Genomic DNA, 21064 nt, shown 5'->3' with positions numbered 1-21064 from the left:
ATCCCGCTTGCCCTGGCGGGCGTCGCGGTCCCGCTGCTGCTGTTGGCCGTCTGGCAACTGGTGACCGCTGCGGGATTGTTCTCTCCGAGCCAGCTGCCCCCACCCGGCGACGTGGTGGCGGCGCTCGGTGAACTGCTACGCCGCGGAGAGCTGTGGCCCCATCTGCAGGCCAGCCTCTTGCGCGTCTCGCTCGGCTACCTGATCGGTTCGGCCGTGGCGCTCGCCCTGGGATCGCTTGTCGGGCTGTCGCTTACCGCGCGCAGGGTGCTCGCCCCGACGGTGGCAGCCTTCCGGACCGTGCCATCCCTGGCGTGGGTCCCATTGCTGCTCTTGTGGTTTGGCATTGACGAGACGCCGAAGGTGCTGTTGGTCGCGATCGGCGCGTTCTTCCCCGTATACACGACGACGGCGTCGGCGCTGTCCCACGTCGACCCGCGACTGTTGGAGGTGGGCCGCGCCTATGGCCGGCACGGCGCCGCGCTGTTGACCACGGTCATGCTTCCCGCGGCGGCGCCGGCCCTCCTGAACGGGCTGCGGCTGGGCTTGGCGAATGCGTGGCTGTTCCTGGTCGCCGCCGAGTTGATCGCCTCGTCGAAGGGGCTCGGCTTCCTGCTGATCGACAGCCAGAACACCGGCCGTACCGACGTGATGCTGTTGGCCATCGTGCTGCTCGCCGCGCTGGGCAAGCTCAGCGATGCAGCGCTGGGCGCGTTGGAGAACCGAATGGTGCGACGACGCAACTAGGTTGTGGTGCCGTCGCCGGTATCGGCCCCCGCGCCCGCCAGTTCGCGGCGGCCCACGTGCGCCTCGGCGCGCATGCGCTCCACCATGTGCGGGTAGTGCAGCTCGAAAGCCGGCCGCTCCGAACGGATTCGGGGGAGCTCGGTGAAGTTATGCCGTGGCGGGGGGCAGCTGGTCGCCCACTCCAGCGAATTGCCGTGGCCCCATGGGTCGTCCACCAGCACCGGCTCACCGTAGCGCCAGCTCTTGAACACGTTCCACACGAACGGCAGAACCGAGACGGCGAGGATGAAGGCGCCGATCGTGGAGACGAGGTTGAGCGTCTGAAACCCGTCGGTGGGCAGGTAGTCGGCGTAGCGGCGCGGCATCCCCGAATTACCGAGCCAGTGCTGGACCAAGAAGGTGGTGTGGAAACCGATGAAGGTCAGCCAGAAGTGCAGCTTGCCCAGCCGCTCGTCGAGCAGGCGCCCGATCATCTTCGGGAACCAGAAGTAGATGCCCGCATAGGTGGCGAACACGATCGTGCCGAACAATGTGTAGTGGAAGTGCGCCACCACGAAGTAGGTATCGGTGATGTGAAAGTCGAGCGGGGGGCTGGCGAGCAATACGCCCGTCAACCCCCCGATGAGAAACGTCAGCAAGAACCCGATCGCGAACAGCATCGGTGACTCGAACGTCAACTGGCCCTTCCACATGGTGCCGATCCAGTTGAAGAACTTGATCCCGGTGGGGACGGCGATCAGGAACGTCATGAACGAAAAGAACGGCAGCAGCACGGCACCGGTGGCATACATGTGGTGCGCCCACACCGCCACCGACAGGGCGGCGATCGACAGAGTCGCGTAAACCAGTGTGCTGTAACCGAACAGCGGTTTACGCGAGAACACCGGGACGATCTCAGAGATGATGCCGAAGAACGGCAGCGCGATCACGTATACCTCGGGATGCCCGAAGAACCAGAACAGATGCTGAAACAGCATCACGCCGCCGTTGGCCGGATCATAGATGTGTGCACCGAAACGGCGGTCGGCCTCCAGACCGAACAGCGCGGCGGTCAACAGCGGGAAGACAATCAGGACAAGCACACTGGTGACCAGGATGTTCCAGGTGAAGATGGGCATCCGGAACATCGTCATGCCCGGGGCTCGCAGGCAGACCACCGTGGTGATCATGTTGACCGCACCCAGAATGGTGCCCAGACCCCCGACGCCCACGCCCAGGATCCACAGGTCGCCGCCCACGCCGGGGCTGTGCACGGCATCCGACAGAGGCGTGTAGGCCGTCCACCCGAAGTCAGCGGCGCCGCCGGGAACGATGAAGCCGCCCAACGCGATCAGGGCGCCGCACACGAACAACCAGAACGACAGCGCGTTGAGTCGCGGGAACGCCACGTCGGGGGCGCCGATCTGCAGGGGCAGCACGAGGTTGGCGAACCCGAAGACGATTGGCGTCGCGTAAAACAGCAACATCGCCGTGCCGTGCATGGTGAACAGCTGGTTGTACTGCTCATTGGACAGAAATTGCAGCCCGGGCCGGGCCAGCTCGAGGCGCAGGAGTAGCGCCATCAGGCCGCCGATGAAGAAAAAGATGAAGCAGGCGACCATGTACATGATGCCGATCATCTTGTGGTCGGTCGTGCCGATGAGTTTGTAGATCAGGTTGCCCTTGGGCCCCGTTCGCGCGGGAACTGGCCGGCGGGCCTGCAGGCCGCTGACGGGCGGCGCTTCAGCCGTCATCAAAAACCTCCACGGGGTCCAGTCACCGGGCCCGGCGATCAAGCCGCCCAAGTATTTCGGGGTGGCGGCCGGCTCACCTAGGGCCAAACGTCCCTAATTCCAAGCGTTTGTGAGCGATGCTGCTTAGGAAGGGAAGGCTTCCCAACAAGCACCCGCCGAAGTGCAACCGCACCTGGGCGAGGGGCTCTCGCGAGCCGGCGCTGCTGGCCACGACCTGCGTCGGCGGCCGCCAGCACCTGCCGATTCGTCACTCCCCGAGCCGAATTCAGATCCCGGTGAGCGCCTCGGGCAGGTCCTCTTCCAGCGCGGCCCGCGCGAGCAGTTCGCCGAGCAGCGGACCGAACTTCATCAGGTTGGCGCCGACGAACCCGACCACGCGGGCGCGGCGGGCCACCGTCCAGCCGTCGCCCCCGGTGTCGAGCCACGGCGCGCGAATCGTCACGCAGTCCACCCGTCCCACCGGCGAGAGCCCCGGGAACAGCGCGCGCACCGTCGCGGGGTCCGGAACCTCCTGCCCGAACGCCCAGCGCCCCGTGCTGCCGAGCGGCAGCCCGTAGCCCTCGGGCGCCGACAGGCACGCCGCGCCGGTCGCGTCGGCGCCCGCGTAGGTGAACCGGGTGTGCGGGGCGAATTCGATGGCCAGTGGGCCGAACAGCGCCGGCGTGCGGGCACCGGCGCAGATCAGCACGCGATCGCCCCGCAGCACGCCGCCGTCGGCCAGGGACACCTCACCGTCGTCGGAGACGGACACGACGTCACCACTCCGGACGTCGACCCGCCGCGCCAACGCGGACAGTGCGCGGCGGATGCGCAGGCTGCCGCCGAGCGGGTCCAGCACACCGGCCTCCCATGGCGGGGCGGCGAACGGGATCCGCGTGGCGATCTCCGCCCCGTCCACCCGGCGGAACGAAGCGGCCGCCTCGGTCATGGCCGCCGCGACCTCGTCGCAGGCGCCCGCGGCGATGAATCCCTCAGAGCCCAGCAGCCGGCCCGCGCCGAGTTCGTCCTCCCAGCGCTGCCAGCCGGCACGGGCCCGCAGCGCAAGGCGGCACAACGCCGCGCGTCGATGCGCGATCCGGAAGATCCGGGCCAACCCCGTCGACTGCTCGCCGAACGGCCGGCCGCGCTCCAGCACAATCGCGGGCTCACCGCGCCGCGCCAGCTCGTAGGCGGCGGCCAGCCCGCACACCCCCGCACCGACGATGACGATCACGTGACCCGCATACCCGCGCGGCTAGAAGAAGAACCCGGCGTGGGGTGCGTCCGGCACCGCGAACAGCCGATCCGCCACGGCGATCGCCGCCGGGTCATCGGCTCGGACCAGCCCGGCGACGGCGAGGTCCCGCCAGGTCGCGCCGCCAAGCAGAACGGCGGCCAGCCCCTCGACGACGACCTCGAGTTGCGCGCGCCCCTCGGTCCGTTCGGGACCGGCCCCGGTGATCGCGAAGGAACCCGAATTGTCGGGCAGCATGCGGTCTTTGACTGTGATGGTGACCGCGCCGCCGCCGCCGTAGTGGCGCGCCGAGAGCGCCCGCGGCACGTCGATGACACGCAGCCACGTTTCGTCATGCACCGCGGTGACGTGCGCGGCCCGCCGATCGGCCAACAACCACGGCAGCGGATCGTCCATCGGCATCATCCAAAACACCACGCGGTCAATGAGATCGAGGCCCAGCAGAAACCGCAGCAGGCCGAGATAGGCCTCCGCGGTGGGCGCAAAGAAGTCCTCCACCGCGATGGTGCGCTGATCGCTGACGAACCATCTTTCGGTGTCGACGGGGCGGTAGCGGGCGAAACCGGATTCGGCCCCCGGCGTCCCGTGCACCGCGACATACGAAGGCTGCGGCGATGATTCGGAACGCAGCCGCAGGCTCCGCCACCACACATCCGGGCGGTCGATGGATCCCGGCCGCGACGGGCGGTTCTCGGCATAGATCCGGGGCAACAGCTCCCAGGCTTGCGCGGTATCGATCAACCGCACCGGCCCACCGGCCCCGATGCCGCGACGCAGCGCCGCTCGCGCGGTGCGCACCTCTACCGTCTGCGACGAGCTGGCGACGCCGTATCCGTACCGCCCGTAGATGGTCGCCTCCGAGGCCCGCAACGACGCGACCACCTCGCCGCGGGCGGAGATGTCGCCGAACTGGTGGCGAATCAGCTCCGTGGCGATGCCCCGCCGGGTGAACGACGGCAACACCCCGATGTGCGTGACGGCGGCGTGCCCCACCATGGTCCCGCCCGGGAGCGTCATTCGGCTCGTCACGGCGTCCGCCGTGCCGACGAGCTGACCGCCGACGAACGCCCCGACGGTACGGCCCGGCTCGAGCAGCTTGGCGATCTGGCCGGGCGGGAGCTCCGGCATCGGCGGGAAGCCGATCATGGCGACGCGAAACACGTTGGCCGCGGCCAGCAGTTCGTCCTCGCCGTCGAGGACCCGGATCTCGGTGGTCATCCGGCCATCATGTCTCGTGCCCGCCGGGACGCGGACCGCGGGATGCGGCCGTTAACGAATCTGCAAGCCGGTCAGCGCCCGCGAGATCACCAGGCGCTGGATCTCGCTGGTGCCCTCGAAGATGGTGAAGATCTTGGCGTCGCGGTGCATCCGCTCCACGGGATAGTCGCGGGTGTAACCGTTGCCGCCCAGGATCTGGATCGCCTCGTCGGTGACGTAGACGGCCGTCTCGCTGGCAACCAGTTTGGCCATCGATCCCTCGGCCGCGTCGAAGGATTGGTTGTTGCGCGCCATCCAACCGGCCCGCCACACCAGCAGGCGGGCCGCGTCGATACGGCTCTTCATGTCGGCCAGCTTGAACGCCACCGCCTGAAATTCGCCGATCTTGCGGCCGAATTGCTCACGCTGGCAGGCATAGTCGAGCGCGTACTCGTAAGCGGCGCGGGCCACGCCGACGGCCATGGCCCCGACGGTGGGCCGCGTGCGCTCGAAAGTCTTCATCGCCGCCTGGCTGCGCGCGGAGGCACCCGATTTGACCCGGGCGATGCGCGCCTCGAACTTCTCCCGGCCGCCCAGGATGTGGTCCTCGGGCAGGCGAACGTTGTCCAGCACCACCTCGGCGGTGTGGGAGGCCCGGATCCCGTGCTTCTTGAATTTCTGGCCCTGCGCCAAACCGCTGACGCCCGCCGGGACGACGAATGTGGCCTGGCCGCGGGTGCCGAGCTCGGGATACACCGACGCCACCACGATGTGCACGTTGGCGATGCCGCCGTTGGTCGCCCACGTTTTGGTCCCGTTGAGCACCCACTCGTTGGTGGCCTCGTCGTAGCGGGCCCGGGTGCGGATCGCGCCGACGTCCGACCCGGCGTCGGGCTCGGAAGAGCAGAACGCACCCAGCTTCGGCTCGTCGGCGGTACCGAACATCTCGGGCAGCCACCGGCCCAGCTGTTCGGGAGTTCCGTTGCCCGCCAACGCCGCTGCGGCCAGGCCGGTGCCCATGATGGACAGCGCGATGCCGGCGTCTCCCCAGAACATCTCCTCGAATGCGGTCAGCATGCCCAGGCCCGTCGGCTCGGCCGCCTGCTGCGCGAAGAAGTCGGGGGAGTACAGGCCCACCTTGGCGGCCTCCTGGATCACGGGCCACGGGGTTTCCTCCCGTTCGTCCCACTCCGAGGCCGCGGGCCGGATGACGTCGGCGGCGAACTTGTGCACCCAGTCGCGCACCTCGATCACGTCGTCGGTCAGTTGCAGTGAAAAAGTCACGTTTTACTCCTGAAATGTTGTCGTGCTCAACGGGTTCCGTACTGGGCTAGGAGGCTGACGGTCTGGCTGACCCACGCCTCGAAGTAGCGCTCTTCGTCGATGTTGCCGGGCAGCCGGCCGGTCAGCGCCTGCAGCGTGGCGGCGTAGGACAACGACCCGATGGCGACCGCCGCGGCCGCCTCGGGGTCGGGGATGCGGGTGCGGCCGGAACGATTCGACGCGGCCAGTTCGTCGGCGAAGCGCTGATAGGCGTTGTCGGTGATGACCTGCCACGTCTTCTCGTCGAGGTCCCCCAATTCCTCGGGTTCCCGCAGCATGACCTTGAGCAGGTCCTCGCTCTCTTTGAGGTTGCTCCAGATCAGCTGCCCGGCGGTGCGCACCGCCTGCTCGACGCTGCCCGGTTGCCCCGCGTCGTACTGCTCGCGCGCCGCCACGATGCTGTCGATCCGGTAGGTGACGGCGGCCTCGAGTAGCTCGCGCTTGGAGCCGAAGTGCTTGTACAGCGCCCCCGACCCCGGGGCCAGGCCCGACGCCCGCTGAATGTCGGCCACCGATGTCGCCGCGTAGCCCTTGGCGGCGAAAAGCTTCAGCGCCTCGGCCAGCAGCCGATCGCGTCCGGAGGCGAGCATGGTGAGAGAGTACTCACTCACCGCCGTGGAGGCAAAACGACCCTGGTCAGGGCCGGGTGGGACATGGACTCGAACTTTGGCGCTAGATTCTCTGCGAAACGCCACGACGCCTGAACGCGGCGAATCGCGAAGGGTGTGAGGGTTGTGGCCAGGTTGTCGACACCGTCGCCGGCCGGCGCCGTGAGCGCACAAGAGGAGCGTGACATTCGCGTGTTACCGCACGTACAGCTGCCGATGCGGGTGTTGTCGCTGCGCACCATCGTCGTCGTCGCCGCGCTGTCGGTCATCACCCTGGTCGTGCTGCTGGGCACCTGGGTGTGGGTCGGGGTCACCAACGATCAGTACAGCCAGCTGGACCGTCGGCTCGACTCGGTCAGCAGCCTGGGCGACATCAATTCACTGCTCACCAACGTCGCGCACGCCAGCCCCGACCAGCCCATGCCGGACGGCAACCTGGTGCGCACCGCGCGGATCGGCGACGTGACTGTCTCGGCGCCCAGCAACATCGTGCTGCCCAAGCTGCCCAACGGCTACGCCAACACCACCATCAACGGCGTGCAATACCGCGTCCGCACCTTCTCGGCGGGCCCGGCATCGATCGCGCTGGCCGCTCCGTTCGCCGAGGCGCAACACCGGATCAACGAGCTACACCTGCGGGTGTTGCTGATCTGTGCCAGCGTCATCGGCGGCACGGTGGTGGTCGGTTGGGTGATCTCGTTGATCATGGTGAACCCGTTCCTGCTGCTGGCGCAGCAGGCCCGCGCGATCAACGCCCAGTCCAGCCCCGACGAGGTCCAGGTGCGCGGGGTGCGTGAGGCCGTGGAGATCGCCGAAGCCGTCGAGGGGATGCTCGCGCGCATCGGCAAGGAACAGCAACGCACCAAGGCTGCGCTGGAGTCGGCGCGCGACTTCGCGGCCGTCGCCTCCCACGAGCTGCGCACTCCGCTGACGGCGATGCGCACCAACCTGGAGGTCCTGTCGACCCTCGACCTGCCCCGCGAGCAGCGTCAGGAGGTGATCGGCGACGTCATCCGCACCCAGAGCCGCATCGAAGGGACGCTGACGGCGCTGGAACGGCTGGCGCAAGGCGAGCTGACCACCGTCGACGACTTCGTCCCGTTCGACATCACCGAACTGTTGGACCGCGCCGCACACGACGCGCTGCGGATCTATCCCGACGTCGAGGTGTCGCTGGTGCCCTCGCCGACCGTGCTCATGGTCGGGCTGCCCACCGGCCTGCGGCTGGTGATCGACAACGCCATCGCCAACGCCGTCAAGCACGGCAACGCCGGCAAGATCCAGCTCACCGTGGGCAGCTCCAGCGAGGGCGTGGAGATCGCGATCGACGACGACGGCAGCGGCGTTCCGGAGTCCGAGCGCGCCGCGGTCTTCGAGCGCTTCACCCGCGGCTCCACGGCATCGCGGTCGGGCTCCGGGCTGGGGCTGGCGCTGGTCGCCCAGCAGGCCGAACTGCACGGTGGCACAGCGGCATTACAGACCAGTCCGCTCGGGGGCACCCGGCTGTTACTGAACCTGGCCGGTGACGGTCGCGGACCCGCGTAGTCGCGGTCGGCATTTTCCGCAATGGAAAAGCCCGACCGGACGTTTGTAGTTTTTGGCCACTGCGAATTAGCGGGCCCATTTACCGTCAGCCATTCGCCTGGTCGCGCGGTAATGGTGTGACCTGTGTGCCTGCAGTGACCTGCGGGGTTGTTTGACGGATGACTAATAACGGGAATACCGGCGGTCAGGTGAATCACGTAATTCCAGCCGGCAGCCCGGGAGGAATGCGAGTGAATACACGAACGGTAAAACCGCACTAGACTGATGCGCCAAGCCCGTCTTATGACGCTGAGCAATCGGAGGGAAATCATGGTGCTGCAGGTGCAATCGGAGGCCGTGCTGGCGTCGGCGGCCGCGGAGTCGGGTATCAGCGCCGAGACTCAGGCGGCGGCTTCGGCGGCCGCGCCCGTGCTGCTGGGGGTCATGCCGATGGGCGCAGACCCGGACTCGGCGATGTTCGCGGCGGCGCTGAACGCGTGCGGCGGAAGCTACCTGGGGGTGGTGTCCGAGCACTCCGCTCAGCGCGGTTTGTTCGCCGGCGCGCAGAGCATCGCCTCGGGCACGTACGTCGTCACCGAACTCATGCGTAGCTTGGCGTTGGCGATAGGCGCATAACAGCCAGCTACGCCATCAGCGGGAGCAAAGGGGGAAGTGCGGCATGGCGGATCCGGGGTGGGCCGCGCGTACGCCTGAGGAAAACGACATGTTGCTCAAGGCCGGTGCCGGCGTGATCACCCATCTGGCCAACCAGGCCGCGTGGACGGCGCTGGCGGCCACCCATCACGGTTCGAGCATCGCGTCGGAGATCAACACCGTCGCCACGTCGGCGAGCTGGACCGGTGTCGGCTCCCTCGCTTCCGCGACCAACGCCACCGCGCTGAACGCGTCGCTGCACGGGCTCGCCGGGTGGGTGGACGTCAAACCCGCGGTGGTCTCGACCGCGGTCTCCGCGTATCAGATGGCGTACGGCACCATGCGCCCGGCGCCTGAGTGCATCGCGAACCGCACCGAGTGCGCCACCGACTACGGCATCAACCCAATTGTGTTGGGAGCGTTGACGCCCCGCATCACGTCGCTGGAGCTCGAGTACTTCGGATCGATGTGGCCGAACAACTCCGCCGTCGGGGCCAGCTACGGAACCATCCTGACCGCGCTGAGCGAGAGCCTCGCCATTCCGCCGCCGCTGGCGACCATGGGCGCATCGCCGGCCGCGCCGGCGGAGGCGGCCGCGGCGGTGGGGCAGGCCGCCGCCAACGTCGGAGCGGGTGACGGCATGCGCGCCGCCATGCAAGGCGCCCAAACGGGCACGCAGGGCGCCGGCCAGGCGGCGTCGGGCGGCCAGGACATCATGAGCCAGGCCGGCTCGTTCATGGAACCGGTGCAGTCGATGATGGGCGCGGTCCCCCAGGTGATGCAGGCCCCCATGCAGATGATGCAGGCGCCGATGCAGATGATGTCGCCGCTGCAGTCGATGATGGGCATGTTCGCAAATCCGGGAGCCATGGCCGGTGCGACGCCGGGTGTTTCGGCGATATCGGCGACGGAGATGTCGGCCGTCGGCGCCTCGGGTGGCGGCGGAGCCGCGTCACTGGGCGGCGCCGGCATGTCCGCGACCAGCTTCACCCGTCCCGTCAGCGCGTTCGAACCGGCCAGCAGTGGCCGGCCGGTGGGGCTGCGGCCAAGCGGGGCGTTGGGCGCCGAGGCCATTCGTCCGCAGACCACGACGGTCGGTGGCGGTACACCGATGGGCGGCATGCCGGTGGGGCATGGGGCGGGAGGAGAACGGGGAGCCCGAGACAAAGCCGAACAGCCCGCGACGGTGCGGGTTGTCGACACCAGAGTGTGAGGCCGGCCCGGCTAAGGGTGAATCGACAGATAAATACAGCAGCCATACACTTCGCTTCATGCCCCAGTAATTCCGGGGGAGGGCGTCAGTAGTTAGGAGAAACCGCAAGTGGACAGTTCAACAATCCAAGTATCGGCTCAGGTACTTCGCGATGCTTCCAACCATATCCAGGCGAACATGGAACACGCGGTCGCGATAGCCCAGGGCTACATCGCGAATCACGAAAATGTCATGAACCCTTCGACCTGGTCCGGTGAGGCCGTCACCGCGTCCCACGCGACCGCGATCGAAATCCAGAACGACCTGAACAAGGTCCTCAACGGCGGGACCCGCCTGGCCGAGGGTCTCAAGCAGGCGGCGGCGTTGATGGAACACCACGAGGCGGATTCGACGCACGCCTTCAGCGCGCTCTTCGGCGGCCACGGCTCCTAACCCATCCACCATTCGTAATTTCACAATTGGCCTTTTGAAGGGAAGTGCACAATGTCCAACCCGATCACCTATAACCCCGGCGCCGTAGCCGATTTCGCATCCGACATCGGATCGCGCGCCGGCCAGTTGCAGGGAATCTACGACGACACCTCGAACCGGACCAACCAGCTGACGGAATTCTTCGCCGGTCATGGCGCGAAGCAATTCTTCGAGGCGCAGGCGCAAATGCTCTCGGGGTTGCAGGGGCTGATCGACACGGTGAGCCAGCACGGAATGACGACCTCGCACGTGCTGGACAACGCGCTGGCGACCGACCAGAACATCGGCCACTTGTTCGGCTGAACAACCGCCCCGGGCCCCGATCGGAGGATCGGCCGTGGCGGGTGAACGCGATTGAAGGCGGGGCAGATGCGCTGAGCGCATGTGCCCCCCTTCGGGGTGAAAGCGAAGTGGCATGCTGACGACGACGGTCGATGGGCTGTGGGTGTTGCAGGCGGTTACCGGGGTGGAGCAGACCTGCCCCGAGCTCGGCTTGCGGCCGCTGCTGCCGCGGCTCGACACCCCCGAGCGCGCGCTGAGCCACCCCATCGCGGACGAGTTGCGAGCGGCCGGCGCCCTGGACGAGGCGGGCGACGTCGACCCGATGATCCGCGAATGGCTGACCGTGCTGCTGCGGCGGGACTTGGCGCTGATGGTCAACATCGGCGTCCCGGGCCGCGAACTCACACGGGCGTCCATCTGCCGCTTCGCCAGCTGGTGGGTGGTGCTCGAACGCCACGCCGAGCTGATCCGCCTCTACCCGGCCGGCACCGCCAGTGACGAGGGCGGCGCCAGCGATCTGGTCGTGGGCCAGGTCGAGCGGCTGTGTGGGGTGGCCGAGGTGGCGCCGCTGAAGCCGGTCACCCTCGACACCGAAGAGTTGCTCGCTTCGGTGCGCGACGCCCCCAGCCTCCGGACGTATCTGCTCAGCCAGAACCTCGACGTCGACCAGCTGCAGATCGTCACCATGGCCGCCGACCCCGCGCGCTCGGCGCACGCGGCCATCGTGGGGCTGCAGGCCGGCGTCGGGCCGGACGAGATGGCGCGGATCGCCGTCGGCGATTCGACCGTGTCCATCATCGATACCCCGGCGGGCCGCGTCTGCGTCGAGAACGTCATCTCGGGTCAGCGGCGCTACCAGATTCTTTCGCCGGGCTCGCGCAGCGACATCAGTGGCGCCGTGCAGCGGCTCATCCGCCGCTTGCCCGCCGGCGACGAGTGGTACTCGTATCGGCGGGTGGTCTGACCGGGCGGCCGACTCCTCAACTGACCCAAGATAAGTCGGTTAACCAATGCCTTGGAATAGCAACCTGTTACGCGCTTGAAGGGTTTGTTGATCGGTAAACGGGGTATCGCCAAGCGTGTTAGCATCGCGACGTGACGAGCCCTTGGAATGACCCGAATATGTCGGACGAAGGGGCGCTCAGACGGGGGGATCCGTCAGGGGGCCGCAACTTCCCGGATTCGGTGTCCGACACCATGCGCATTACCGATCTTGCCGCGCCTCGAAAGATTCCTCCGGGCTCGGGTTGGCGGAAATTCATCTACGTCATCTCTTTCAAAAAAATAAATCCCGGCGAATCGCCCGCCGAGCGGCACTACCGGGACTTGCAGAACCGTATCCGGCGGCACATCCGGAGGCAGTACGTGATCACGGTGGTTTCCGGCAAGGGCGGGGTCGGGGTCTCCACCATGGTCGCCTGCATCGGCGGTGTGTTCCGAGAATGCCGCCCGCAGAACGTGATTGCTATCGACGCCGTCCCGGGTTTCGGCACGCTGGCCGACCGCATCGACGAGTCGCCGCCGGGTGACTACACCGCGATCATCAACGACACCGACGTGCAGGGCTACGCCGACATCCGTGAACACTTGGGGCAGAACCCGATCGGGCTCGACGTCCTCGCTGGAAACCGCACGTCGGACCAGCCCCGCCCGTTGGTGCCGGCGATGTTCTCCGGGGTGCTGTCGCGGCTGCGGCGAACCCACACCGTGATGATCGTCGACACGTCGCCGGATTTGGAGCACGAGGTGATGAAGCCGGTGCTGGAGAACACCGACACCCTCGTGTTCGTCTCCGGCATCACCGCGGACCGGTCCCGGCCCGTGCTGCGTGCCGTGGACTACCTGCGATCGCAGGGCTATCACGAGTTGGTTTCGCGCAGCACCGTGATCATCAACCACACCGATCAGATCGCCGACAAGGACGCGCTGGCTTACCTGACCGAGCGGTTCAGCAAGGTCGGCGCGACGGTCGAAGAGATGCCGTTCGATCCGCACCTGGCCAAAGGCGGCCTCATTGACACGGTCCATGAATTGAAGAAAAAGACCCGGTTGCGTCTTTTTGAAATTACCGCCGGCTTGGCCGACAAATACATTCCGGATGCGGAGCGGACGACGTCGTGACATCAGCGCATAAGGTCGCCTTCCCGGCGCGCTGTGCGGTCAACATTTCCTACGAGAAGCATCTCTGCTCTCAAGTGTTCCCGGCCGGAATTCCGGTGGAGGGATTCTTCGAGGGAATGGTCGAGCTCTTCGACGCCGACTTGAAGCGCAAAGGCTTTGAAGGCATTACGTTGCCGCCGGGCAGCTACGAACTGCACAAGATCAACGGGGTGCGCCTCGACATCAACAAGAGCCTGGACGAGTTGGGCGTGCAGGACGGCGACACCCTGGTGCTGGTTCCCCGCGTCTCAGGGGAGTCCTTCGAACCGCAGTACGAGTCGCTGTCGACCGGTCTGGCGGCGATGGGCAAGTGGCTCGGCCGTGAGGGTGGTGACCGGATGTTCGCCCCGGTGACGCCGTTGACGGCCGCGCACACCGCCGTCGCGATCATCGCGATGGCGGCCGCGGTGGTGGTGGCGCTGACGCTGCGCGCGCGGACGTTCACCGACGGTCCCCTCCCGGCCGCGGTGGCCGGCGCCGTCGGTGTCTTGCTGATGATCGCGACGTCCATCGTCTGGTGGGGCTGGCGTGAGCGGCGCGACCTGTTCAGCGGGTTCGGCTGGCTGGCCGTGGTGGTGCTGGCGGTCGCGGGCGCCTGCGCGCCGCCGGGCACCCTGGGCGCGGCGCACGGGTTGATCGGACTCGTGATCGTGATCCTGGGTGCCATCGGCATCGGCGTGACGACGCGGAAGCGGTGGCAGACCGCGGTGGTCACCGCGGTGGTGACGGTGTGCGGCATCCTGGCCGCGGTCGCCGCGGTCCGGATGTTCCGGCCCGCCTCGGCGCAGGTGTTGGCCATCTGCGTGCTGGTCGGGCTGCTGATCCTGGTCAGGATGGCCCCGATGATCGCGTTGTGGGTAGCTCGGGTGCGCCCGCCGCACTTCGGATCGATCACCGGCCGGGACCTGTTCGCCCGGCGTGAGGGCATGCCCGTCGACACCGTCTCGCCGGTCAGCGAGGACGAATCCGAGGACGAGGACAACGAATTGACCGACATAACCGCGCGGGGCACGGCCATCGCCGCGTCCGCGCGGCTGGTCAACGCGGTGCAGGTCGGAGTCTGCGTCGGGGTGTCGATCGTTCTGCCCGCCGCCGTGTGGGGGGTGCTGACGCCTGGGCGCCCGTGGGCGTGGTTGGCGCTGGTGGTCGCCGGACTGGTGGTAGGCATCTTCATCACTCAGGGCAGGGGATTCGCCGCCAAGTACCAGGCCGTCGCGCTCGCCTGCGGGGCCGCCGCCGCCGTGTGTGCCGGAGTGGTCAAATACGCCATCGCGGAGCCGAAAGACGTTGCCAGCGGATTGCTTTGGCCCGCCGTGGCGGTGGCGGCCTTCGCCGCATGCGGCCTGGCCGCAGCGCTGTTGGTGCCGACGGTGCGGTTCAGGCCCCTGATCCGGTTGACCGTGGAATGGGTGGAAGTGTTCGCGTTCATCGCCTTGCTGCCTGCGGCCGCGGCCCTGGGAGGGCTGTTTACGTGGATTCGCCACTGAAGCGGGCGGCGGCGCTGACCGCCGCCGTCACTCTGGTCGCGCTGTCCGCGAATATCCCTGCCGCGCAAGCCATCACGCCCCCGCAGGTCGATCCGGGCATGGTGCCGCCCGACGGGCCGCCCCGCAGCGACCAACCGATGCGGCGCGCCAACAGCTGCTCGACGCCCATCACCGTGCGCAACCCCGACGTGGCGCAGCTGGCGCCGGGCTTCAACCTGCTCAACATCAGCAAGGCCTGGCAATACAGCACCGGCAACGGCGTACCGGTGGCCGTGATCGACACGGGCATTTCACCGAACCCGCGGATGCCGGCCGTGCCCGGCAGCGACTACATCATGGGTGAGGACGGACTGTCGGACTGCGACGCGCACGGCACGATCGTCGGCTCGATCATCGCTGGCGCGCCGCAGGGGGTCCTGCCCATGCCGAGACCGATGCCGTCGACGCCGGCGTTTCCTCCCCCGGCCGGACCCCCGCCGGCCACCGGCGCGCCGCCGCCACCGGTCGAGGTCCCGCCGCCGGTGGCGCCACCGCCACCGCCGCCGCCGGCGACGATCACCCAGGTGATCCCGCCGCCGCCCCCGCCGCCCCCGCCGCCGCCCGAGGGAGGGGGCGCCACCGCGGCCTCCAACGGGCCGGCGGATCCGCAGACCGAGGACGAGCCCGCGGTGCCCCCGCTTCCGCCGGGAGCGCCCGACGGGGTGGTGGGCGTCGCCCCGCACGCGACCCTCATTTCGATCCGCCAGTCGTCCAGGGCCTTTGAGCCGGTCAACCCCGGGCCGGGGGACCCGAACTCCGATGAGAAGGTCAAGGCCGGAACGCTCAACACGGTGGCACGCGCGGTGGTGCACGCGGCCAACATGGGTGCGAAGGTGATCAACATCTCGGTGACCGCATGTCTGCCGGCGGCGGCCCCCGCCGACCAGCGCGCGTTGGGCGCGGCACTGTGGTACGCCGCCACCGTCAAGGACGCCGTGGTGGTGGCCGCGGCCGGCAACGACGGGGAAGCCGGCTGCAACAACAACCCGATGTATGACCCGCTGGAACCGTCGGATCCCCGCGACTGGCATCAGGTCAAGGTCGTCTCGTCGCCATCGTGGTTCTCCGATTACGTCCTGTCGGTCGGCGCGGTCGATGCCACCGGCGCCGCGCTCGACAAGAGCATGTCGGGGCCCTGGGTCGGCGTCGCCGGGCCGGGCACCCACATCATGGGTCTGTCGCCCCAGGGCGGCGGGCCGGTCAACGCCTACCCGCCGTCGAGGCCGGGTGAAAAGAACATGCCGTTCTGGGGCACCAGCTTCTCGGCCGCCTACGTCAGCGGCGTCGCCGCCCTGGTTCGCGCGAAATTCCCCGACCTGAGCGCGCATCAGGTGATCAACAGGATCGTCCAGTCGGCGCACAATCCGCCTGCCGGCGTGGACAACAAGGTCGGGTACGGGCTGGTCGATCCCGTTGCCGCACTGACGTTCAACATCCCGCCGGGTGACCGGTTGGCCCCGGGCGCTCAGAGCCGGGTCATCAGGCCCGCCCCGCCGGCGCCACCGGCGGACCACCGGGCGCGCAACATCGCCATCGGGTTCGTCGGCTTGGTCGCCGCCGGTGTGCTCGTCGCCGCGATCGCGGCCCGAGTGAGGCGGGCGCGGTGAGTTCCAAACTGACCGGGTTCAGCCCGGGCAGCAATCGTCGGGTGCTCGGGGTATGGGTGGTGTTCGTGCTCGCCGTGGCGAGTTGGGCCGTGGGCGGATACATCGGTGCGGCTGTCGCCGCGGTGATCGGCGTCGCCGTGGTGTTCGTCCGCTGGTGGGGCCAACCGGTGTGGTCATGGGTGGTGTTGTGGCGGCGCGGACGGCGCCCGATTCGCTGGGATGCGCCAATCACCGTGGCCAACAACCGATCCGGGGGCGGTGTCCGGGTGCAGGATGGTGTCGCGGTGGCGGCTGTGCAGCTGCTGGGCAGGGCGCACCAGGCCACCATGGTGACCGGTTCGGTGACCGTCGAGACCGATAACGTCATCGACGTCGTTGAATTGGTGCCGATGCTGCAGCAGGCGCTGGGCCTGCAGCTCGATTCGATCAGCGTCGTCTCACTCGGTTCCCGGCACGGCAACATCGGGGACTACCCACGCGTGTACGACTCGGAGATCGGCACCCCGCCGTATGCGGGCCGGCGCGAAACCTGGCTGATCATGCGGTTGTCGATCATCGACAACACGCAAGCGCTCCGCTGGCGCACAACCGTTGGCGCGGCGGCGATTTCGGTGGCGCAGCGCATCGCCGGGCTGCTGCGCTGCCAGGGGCTGCGGGCGAAGGTGGCCACGGCCACCGACCTGGCCGAGCTCGACCGCCGACTGGGGTGTGACGCCATCGAGGGGGACGCGCAGAGGTGGAAGGCGATCCGCGGTGAGGCGGGGTGGATGACGACATACGCCTATCCCGCCGAGGCGATCACGTCGCGCGTCCTGTCGCAGGCGTGGACGCTGCGCGCCGACGAGGTCATCCAGAACGTGACCGTGTACCCGGACGCGACCTGCACCGCGACCATCACCGTGCGCACGCCGACGCCCGCTCCCACCCCGCCCAGCGTGATATTGCGCCGGCTCAACGGCGAGCAGGCCGCCGCGGCGGCGGCCAACATGTGCGGCCCCCGGCCCTACCTGCGGGCGCTGCGGCCCAGCCCGCTGCCCGAACACCTGCTCACCGAGATCGGCCCCTCGGGCGTGCTGATCGGCAAGCTGAGCAACGGGGACCGGCTACTGATCCCGGTCACCGACGCCGGTGAGCTGTCACGGATTTTCGTGGCCGCCGACGACCCGGTCGCCAAGCGGATCGTCATTCGCACGGCCGGCGCGGGAGAGCGGGTGTGTGTGCACACCCGCGACCTGACCCGCTGGGCCACGGTGCGGATGCCGGAGATCAGCGTCGTCAGCACGCCACGGCCCGCGCCGCGCACCACCGTCAGCGTCGTCGAGCACGTCGCTCCGATTTCGCCGACCCCGCGGCCCGCTACCGTGATCACCATCGCCCCGTCGGGCACGAGGCTCCCCGAGGGGCACCGGCACAACTTCGAGGTGATCATCGAGCAGGTCGGACCCGCGACCGTGCGGGTCAGCGCGGCGGGCAAGGACTGGCTCGCCGAGATGGACATGTTCCGCGCCGAGAACCGCTATGTGAGTCTCGAGCCGGTCACCATGTCCGCCGGCATCTGAAACGTCGAGAGTAAAAAGGCATCCGGATGAGCGCACACGATGGGTGATTTGCAAACCGCCCGTAGGCATTTCGACCGCGCCATGGCGGTCAAGAGCAGGCAGGGCCGGGCCGCGGCATTGCCCGACTTCGTCGCGGCCACCGACGCCGACCCGTCGATGGCCGACGCGTGGCTGGGCCGCATCGCCTGCGGCGACAACGACCTGGCCTCGCTGAAGAAGCTGTACGCCACCAGCGAGTGGTTGCACCGCGAGACCACCCGCATCGGGCAGACGCTCGCCGCGGAGATTCAGCTGGGTCCCTACATCGGCATCACGGTGACCGACGCATCCCAGGTCGGCCTGGCGTTGTCGTCGGCGCTGACGATCGCCGGGGAATACGCCGAGGCCGACAGGCTGCTGGCCAACCGCGACCTGCTGGATTCCTGGGCCAACCATCAGTGGCACCAGTTGGCTCGCGCCTTCCTGATGTACACCACCCAGCGCTGGCCGGACGTGTTGTTGGCCGCCGCCGAGGAGCTGCCCCCGCAGGCCATCGTCATGTCCGCGGTGACGGCGTCGATTTGCGCGCTGGCGGCCCACGCCGCCGCGCATCTCGGGCAGGGCCGGGTCGCGCTGGACTGGCTCGACCGGGTCGACGTGATCGGGCAGACCAACGCGTCGGGCCGGTTCGACGCGGACGTGCTGACCGCGTCCATCGGGCCGGCCGATATCCCGCTGCTGGTCGCCGATTTGGCGTATGTGCGCGGGATGGTGCACCGCCAGCTGCGGGAGGAGGACAAGGCCCAGGTCTGGCTGTCGAAGGCCACCATCAACGGCGTCCTGACCGACGCCGCCAAGGAGGCACTGGCCGACCCCAACCTGCACCTGGTCGTCACCGACGAGGAATCCATCGCCAGCCGCACCGACCGCTGGGACGCGTCGACGGCCAAGAGCCGCGACGAACTCCACGACGACGCCACCGCCGAACGGCGCGCCGAGCTGCTCGCCGAGGGGCGCGCGCTGCTGGCCAAGCAGGTCGGACTGGCGGCGGTCAAGCAGGCCGTGTCCGCGCTCGAAGACCAGCTCGAAGTGCGCATGATGCGCCTCGAGCACGGGCTGCCGGTGGAGGGGCAGACCAACCACATGCTGCTGGTCGGGCCGCCCGGCACGGGCAAGACGACCACCGCCGAGGCGCTGGGCAAGATCTACGCCGGCATGGGGATCGTGCGCCACCCGGAGATCCGGGAGGTGCGTCGCTCCGACTTCTGCGGGCACTTCATCGGTGAGTCGGGACCCAAGACCAACGAGCTGATCGAAAAGTCGCTTGGCCAAATCATTTTCATGGACGAGTTCTATTCGCTGATCGAACGCCACCAGGACGGCACACCGGACATGATCGGCATGGAGGCCGTCAACCAGCTCCTGGTCGCGCTGGAGGCGCACCGCTTCGACTTCTGCTTCATCGGCGCGGGTTACGAGGACCAGGTGGACGAATTCCTCACCGTGAACCCGGGTTTGGCCGGCCGGTTCAACCGCAAGCTGAGGTTCGAGTCCTACTCCCCGGCCGAGATCGTCGAGATCGGGCAGCGCTATGCCGCACCCCGAGCCAGCACGCTCGACGACGAAGCGCGCGCGACCTTTCTGGATGCGGCCACCACCATCCGCAATTACACGACCCCCGGCGGACGGCACGGCATCGACGCCATGCAGAACGGCCGATTCGCCCGCAACGTGATCGAACGTGCGGAGGGCTTCCGGGACACCCGCGTGGTCGCGCAGAAGCGCGCGGGCCAGCCGGTGACGGTCGAGGATCTGCAGATCATCACCGCCCCCGACATCGAGGCCGCGGTGCGCAGCGTGTGTTCGGACAACCGTGACATGGCGGCCATCGTCTGGTAATTGGCGCCGCCGTAAATAGCGTCCTGGACGGGGCCCCGGAAGCTTAGGATGCCGTTCCCCCGTTCATCGCTAAGCGGGCAGCTAGGCCTTCCGGTCTAAGGGTCGGGCGTCGGCGTTTCGGCAATAATGCCGACAGGCGCCCGCGGCCGCCCTCAGTGAATCTGGTCGATCAGCGCTTCGATCGCATCGGCGATGCCGGCGGGTACCGCCTCGTCAGCCTCCGCACGCAGGATCATTTCCTCGGTCACCCCGGCCGCCTCGGCGGTCTCCGCGGCAGAAAGGTTGACCCGCCGCCGGGCCGCATAGAGGCGTTGCGCAAGCGGTGCGCCCGGGGCGGTCGCACCGCGCGTCATCAGCTCGTCATAGTGGCGGCGAACGGTGCTGAGGGCCTTGATCAATTCGGGCGTGATCCGGCTGATGCGGGTGGCCCGAACCGCGATCGCCTCGAGCTGCCGGAGATCGGCGAGGATCGGGGTCGCACGCGCGGTGAACTCCGGGTCGTCCGCCGACGGCAATGCGGCGATGGCCAGGCTGCAACCGTCCACTGCGGCGACGATCGCCTGCGCGATCAGGGACGCCGGGGCGTCGGAGTGCGGGGCCTCGGTTTGCGCGTTCGCCCCATCGGGCGCGACGGCCGCCGCGATCTCTTCAGCGGTATCGGGCCGTCCGTGGCGGATCCGCGCGATGGTCCCGGCGGGCCACCGCAACACCTGCTCGAGCTTGGCCTGGGTGCGCTCGCGCGGCCAACTGCGGCCTTTTTCGAACGCAATGAGGGCGCCGGCGTTGATGATTCCGTCGGCCGCCAGGCTGCGCTGGCTGATGCCCAGTTCCCGACGGCGCGCGGCGGCGGCCGCGCCCGCTCGCGCCATGCCGGGATCAGGCTCGCCGCCATCGGAACTCGACTCGGTGTGGGGCATCTGCGCGAGTTCCTCGATAGTGGCAGCAGCTGGGCGGACCTTCCGCCAGGTGTAAGCCTAACCGTCGCACCCGCCAAATTTCCATCGCGCACCGCTACGCTTTCACTCACAGTTTCGGAGCTGTACCGTCGAAAAGCTACGTCGGTGCCTGGCCGGACCTCCTTACACCGATTCCCACGTACGGGGTGGTCGCTTAGACCGCACGAAGACCGCTACGGTTTTGTACCGCGGACCCAGCCCACCCCGGTCACTGAAGGCCCGCAGAACCGCAACGCTGTGGTTGTGCGGTTCTCCAGTTGAACAGCGAGAAGGCGCCGGGCAAGGCATATAATCGCTGGTCAACCAGCCGGTTCCCGGGGAACCAAAGCTGTTCTGTCGCGACGGCCGCCTGGACGGATCAAACCGTTGCATTGCAGCGGTTCCTGCTATACCGT

At 68.2% G+C, this 21064-nt stretch carries 18 protein-coding genes; 12 read left to right on the top strand and 6 right to left on the bottom strand.

Features of this window, described 5'->3' with window-relative positions:
- Window positions 1–33 precede the first annotated feature (33 nt).
- Window positions 34–744, top strand: a complete 711-nt coding sequence (locus BRW65_RS18005) for an ABC transporter permease subunit (RefSeq protein ID WP_084187871.1) — start codon at window positions 34–36, stop codon at window positions 742–744.
- On the opposite strand, the gene ctaD is transcribed toward BRW65_RS18005, so the two are convergent.
- The 5 genes from ctaD to BRW65_RS17980 form a co-directional block, all read right to left on the bottom strand.
- On the bottom strand, window positions 741–2477 hold the full coding sequence (ctaD, locus tag BRW65_RS18000; RefSeq protein WP_073876903.1) for an aa3-type cytochrome oxidase subunit I: 1737 nt from the start codon (window positions 2475–2477) through the stop codon (window positions 741–743). The genes BRW65_RS18005 and ctaD overlap by 4 nt on opposite strands.
- A 265-nt stretch (window positions 2478–2742) precedes the next feature.
- Window positions 2743–3690 carry an NAD(P)/FAD-dependent oxidoreductase gene (locus BRW65_RS17995; RefSeq protein ID WP_073876901.1) on the bottom strand — a complete coding sequence of 316 codons (948 nt, stop codon included), beginning with the start codon at window positions 3688–3690 and terminating at the stop codon, window positions 2743–2745.
- 21 nt (window positions 3691–3711) lie between these two features.
- On the bottom strand, window positions 3712–4929 hold the full coding sequence (locus tag BRW65_RS17990; protein ID WP_073876899.1) for a GNAT family N-acetyltransferase: 1218 nt from the start codon (window positions 4927–4929) through the stop codon (window positions 3712–3714).
- Between the two features lie 51 nt (window positions 4930–4980).
- Window positions 4981–6192 carry an acyl-CoA dehydrogenase family protein gene (locus BRW65_RS17985; protein ID WP_073876897.1) on the bottom strand — a complete coding sequence of 404 codons (1212 nt, stop codon included), beginning with the start codon at window positions 6190–6192 and terminating at the stop codon, window positions 4981–4983.
- Window positions 6193–6218: 26 nt separating this feature from the next.
- Window positions 6219–6821: a TetR/AcrR family transcriptional regulator gene (locus tag BRW65_RS17980; RefSeq protein WP_139273167.1), complete on the bottom strand. Its 603-nt coding sequence runs from the start codon at window positions 6819–6821 to the stop codon at window positions 6219–6221.
- A gap of 234 nt (window positions 6822–7055) precedes the next feature.
- Between BRW65_RS17980 and BRW65_RS17975 the strand changes: the two genes are divergently transcribed.
- The 11 genes from BRW65_RS17975 to eccA all read left to right on the top strand — a co-directional run bounded on the left by BRW65_RS17975 (window position 7056) and on the right by eccA (window position 19713).
- A complete protein-coding gene (locus BRW65_RS17975) occupies window positions 7056–8384 on the top strand; it encodes a sensor histidine kinase (RefSeq protein WP_073877040.1) in 1329 nt (442 codons plus the stop codon).
- A 309-nt stretch (window positions 8385–8693) separates the two neighbouring features.
- Window positions 8694–8999 carry a PE domain-containing protein gene (locus BRW65_RS17970; RefSeq protein ID WP_068082080.1) on the top strand — a complete coding sequence of 102 codons (306 nt, stop codon included), beginning with the start codon at window positions 8694–8696 and terminating at the stop codon, window positions 8997–8999.
- A 43-nt stretch (window positions 9000–9042) separates the two neighbouring features.
- Complete coding sequence (locus BRW65_RS17965; RefSeq protein ID WP_073876895.1) at window positions 9043–10230, top strand: PPE family protein; 1188 nt, start codon at window positions 9043–9045, stop codon at window positions 10228–10230.
- 108 nt (window positions 10231–10338) lie between these two features.
- The gene (locus BRW65_RS17960) at window positions 10339–10662 is read left to right on the top strand and encodes a WXG100 family type VII secretion target (protein WP_073876893.1); all 324 of its coding nucleotides are present in this window, start codon (window positions 10339–10341) and stop codon (window positions 10660–10662) included.
- 51 nt (window positions 10663–10713) lie between these two features.
- Complete coding sequence (locus BRW65_RS17955) at window positions 10714–11004, top strand: WXG100 family type VII secretion target (RefSeq protein WP_068081956.1); 291 nt, start codon at window positions 10714–10716, stop codon at window positions 11002–11004.
- A gap of 112 nt (window positions 11005–11116) precedes the next feature.
- Window positions 11117–11947, top strand: a complete 831-nt coding sequence (locus tag BRW65_RS17950) for an ESX secretion-associated protein EspG (RefSeq protein ID WP_073876891.1) — start codon at window positions 11117–11119, stop codon at window positions 11945–11947.
- A gap of 131 nt (window positions 11948–12078) precedes the next feature.
- Complete coding sequence (locus tag BRW65_RS17945) at window positions 12079–13104, top strand: MinD/ParA family ATP-binding protein (protein WP_139273163.1); 1026 nt, start codon at window positions 12079–12081, stop codon at window positions 13102–13104.
- On the top strand, window positions 13101–14630 hold the full coding sequence (eccD, locus tag BRW65_RS17940; RefSeq protein ID WP_073876889.1) for a type VII secretion integral membrane protein EccD: 1530 nt from the start codon (window positions 13101–13103) through the stop codon (window positions 14628–14630). The genes BRW65_RS17945 and eccD overlap by 4 nt, the downstream gene beginning before the upstream one ends.
- Window positions 14615–16276, top strand: a complete 1662-nt coding sequence (gene mycP / locus BRW65_RS17935) for a type VII secretion-associated serine protease mycosin (protein ID WP_073876887.1) — start codon at window positions 14615–14617, stop codon at window positions 16274–16276. Before eccD ends, mycP begins: the two co-directional genes overlap by 16 nt.
- The gene (gene eccE / locus BRW65_RS17930) at window positions 16273–17835 is read left to right on the top strand and encodes a type VII secretion protein EccE (RefSeq protein ID WP_073876886.1); all 1563 of its coding nucleotides are present in this window, start codon (window positions 16273–16275) and stop codon (window positions 17833–17835) included. The genes mycP and eccE overlap by 4 nt, the downstream gene beginning before the upstream one ends.
- Window positions 17836–17874: 39 nt before the next feature.
- Window positions 17875–19713 (top strand): type VII secretion AAA-ATPase EccA, encoded by a 1839-nt coding sequence (eccA, locus tag BRW65_RS17925; protein WP_073876884.1) that lies wholly within the window; start codon window positions 17875–17877, stop codon window positions 19711–19713.
- A 152-nt stretch (window positions 19714–19865) separates the two neighbouring features.
- Here eccA and BRW65_RS17920 read toward each other — a convergent pair whose 3' ends face one another.
- Window positions 19866–20630, bottom strand: coding sequence for a helix-turn-helix domain-containing protein (locus BRW65_RS17920; RefSeq protein ID WP_208611854.1), 765 nt, complete (start codon window positions 20628–20630; stop codon window positions 19866–19868).
- Window positions 20631–21064 lie beyond the last annotated feature (434 nt).

The sequence above is a fragment of the Mycobacterium paraffinicum genome, from assembly GCF_001907675.1.
Taxonomy (GTDB): Bacteria; Actinomycetota; Actinomycetes; order Mycobacteriales; family Mycobacteriaceae; genus Mycobacterium; species Mycobacterium paraffinicum_A.
Note: the sequence above shows the minus strand (reverse complement) of the source record. Positions and strands in the feature narration are given on the sequence as shown.

Excerpts from the sequence above, each read along its gene's own strand:
- ctaD (WP_073876903.1), bottom strand. The coding sequence starts at position 2,477 with ATGACGGCTGAAGCGCCGCCCGTCAGCGGCCTGCAGGCCCGCCGGCCA.
- BRW65_RS17990 (WP_073876899.1), bottom strand. The coding sequence starts at position 4,929 with ATGACCACCGAGATCCGGGTCCTCGACGGCGAGGACGAACTGCTGGCC.
- BRW65_RS17980 (WP_139273167.1), bottom strand. The coding sequence starts at position 6,821 with ATGCTCGCCTCCGGACGCGATCGGCTGCTGGCCGAGGCGCTGAAGCTT.
- BRW65_RS17975 (WP_073877040.1), top strand. The coding sequence starts at position 7,056 with ATGCGGGTGTTGTCGCTGCGCACCATCGTCGTCGTCGCCGCGCTGTCG.
- BRW65_RS17970 (WP_068082080.1), top strand. The coding sequence starts at position 8,694 with ATGGTGCTGCAGGTGCAATCGGAGGCCGTGCTGGCGTCGGCGGCCGCG.
- BRW65_RS17965 (WP_073876895.1), top strand. The coding sequence starts at position 9,043 with ATGGCGGATCCGGGGTGGGCCGCGCGTACGCCTGAGGAAAACGACATG.
- BRW65_RS17955 (WP_068081956.1), top strand. The coding sequence starts at position 10,714 with ATGTCCAACCCGATCACCTATAACCCCGGCGCCGTAGCCGATTTCGCA.
- BRW65_RS17950 (WP_073876891.1), top strand. The coding sequence starts at position 11,117 with ATGCTGACGACGACGGTCGATGGGCTGTGGGTGTTGCAGGCGGTTACC.
- eccA (WP_073876884.1), top strand. The coding sequence starts at position 17,875 with ATGGGTGATTTGCAAACCGCCCGTAGGCATTTCGACCGCGCCATGGCG.
- BRW65_RS17920 (WP_208611854.1), bottom strand. The coding sequence starts at position 20,630 with ATGCCCCACACCGAGTCGAGTTCCGATGGCGGCGAGCCTGATCCCGGC.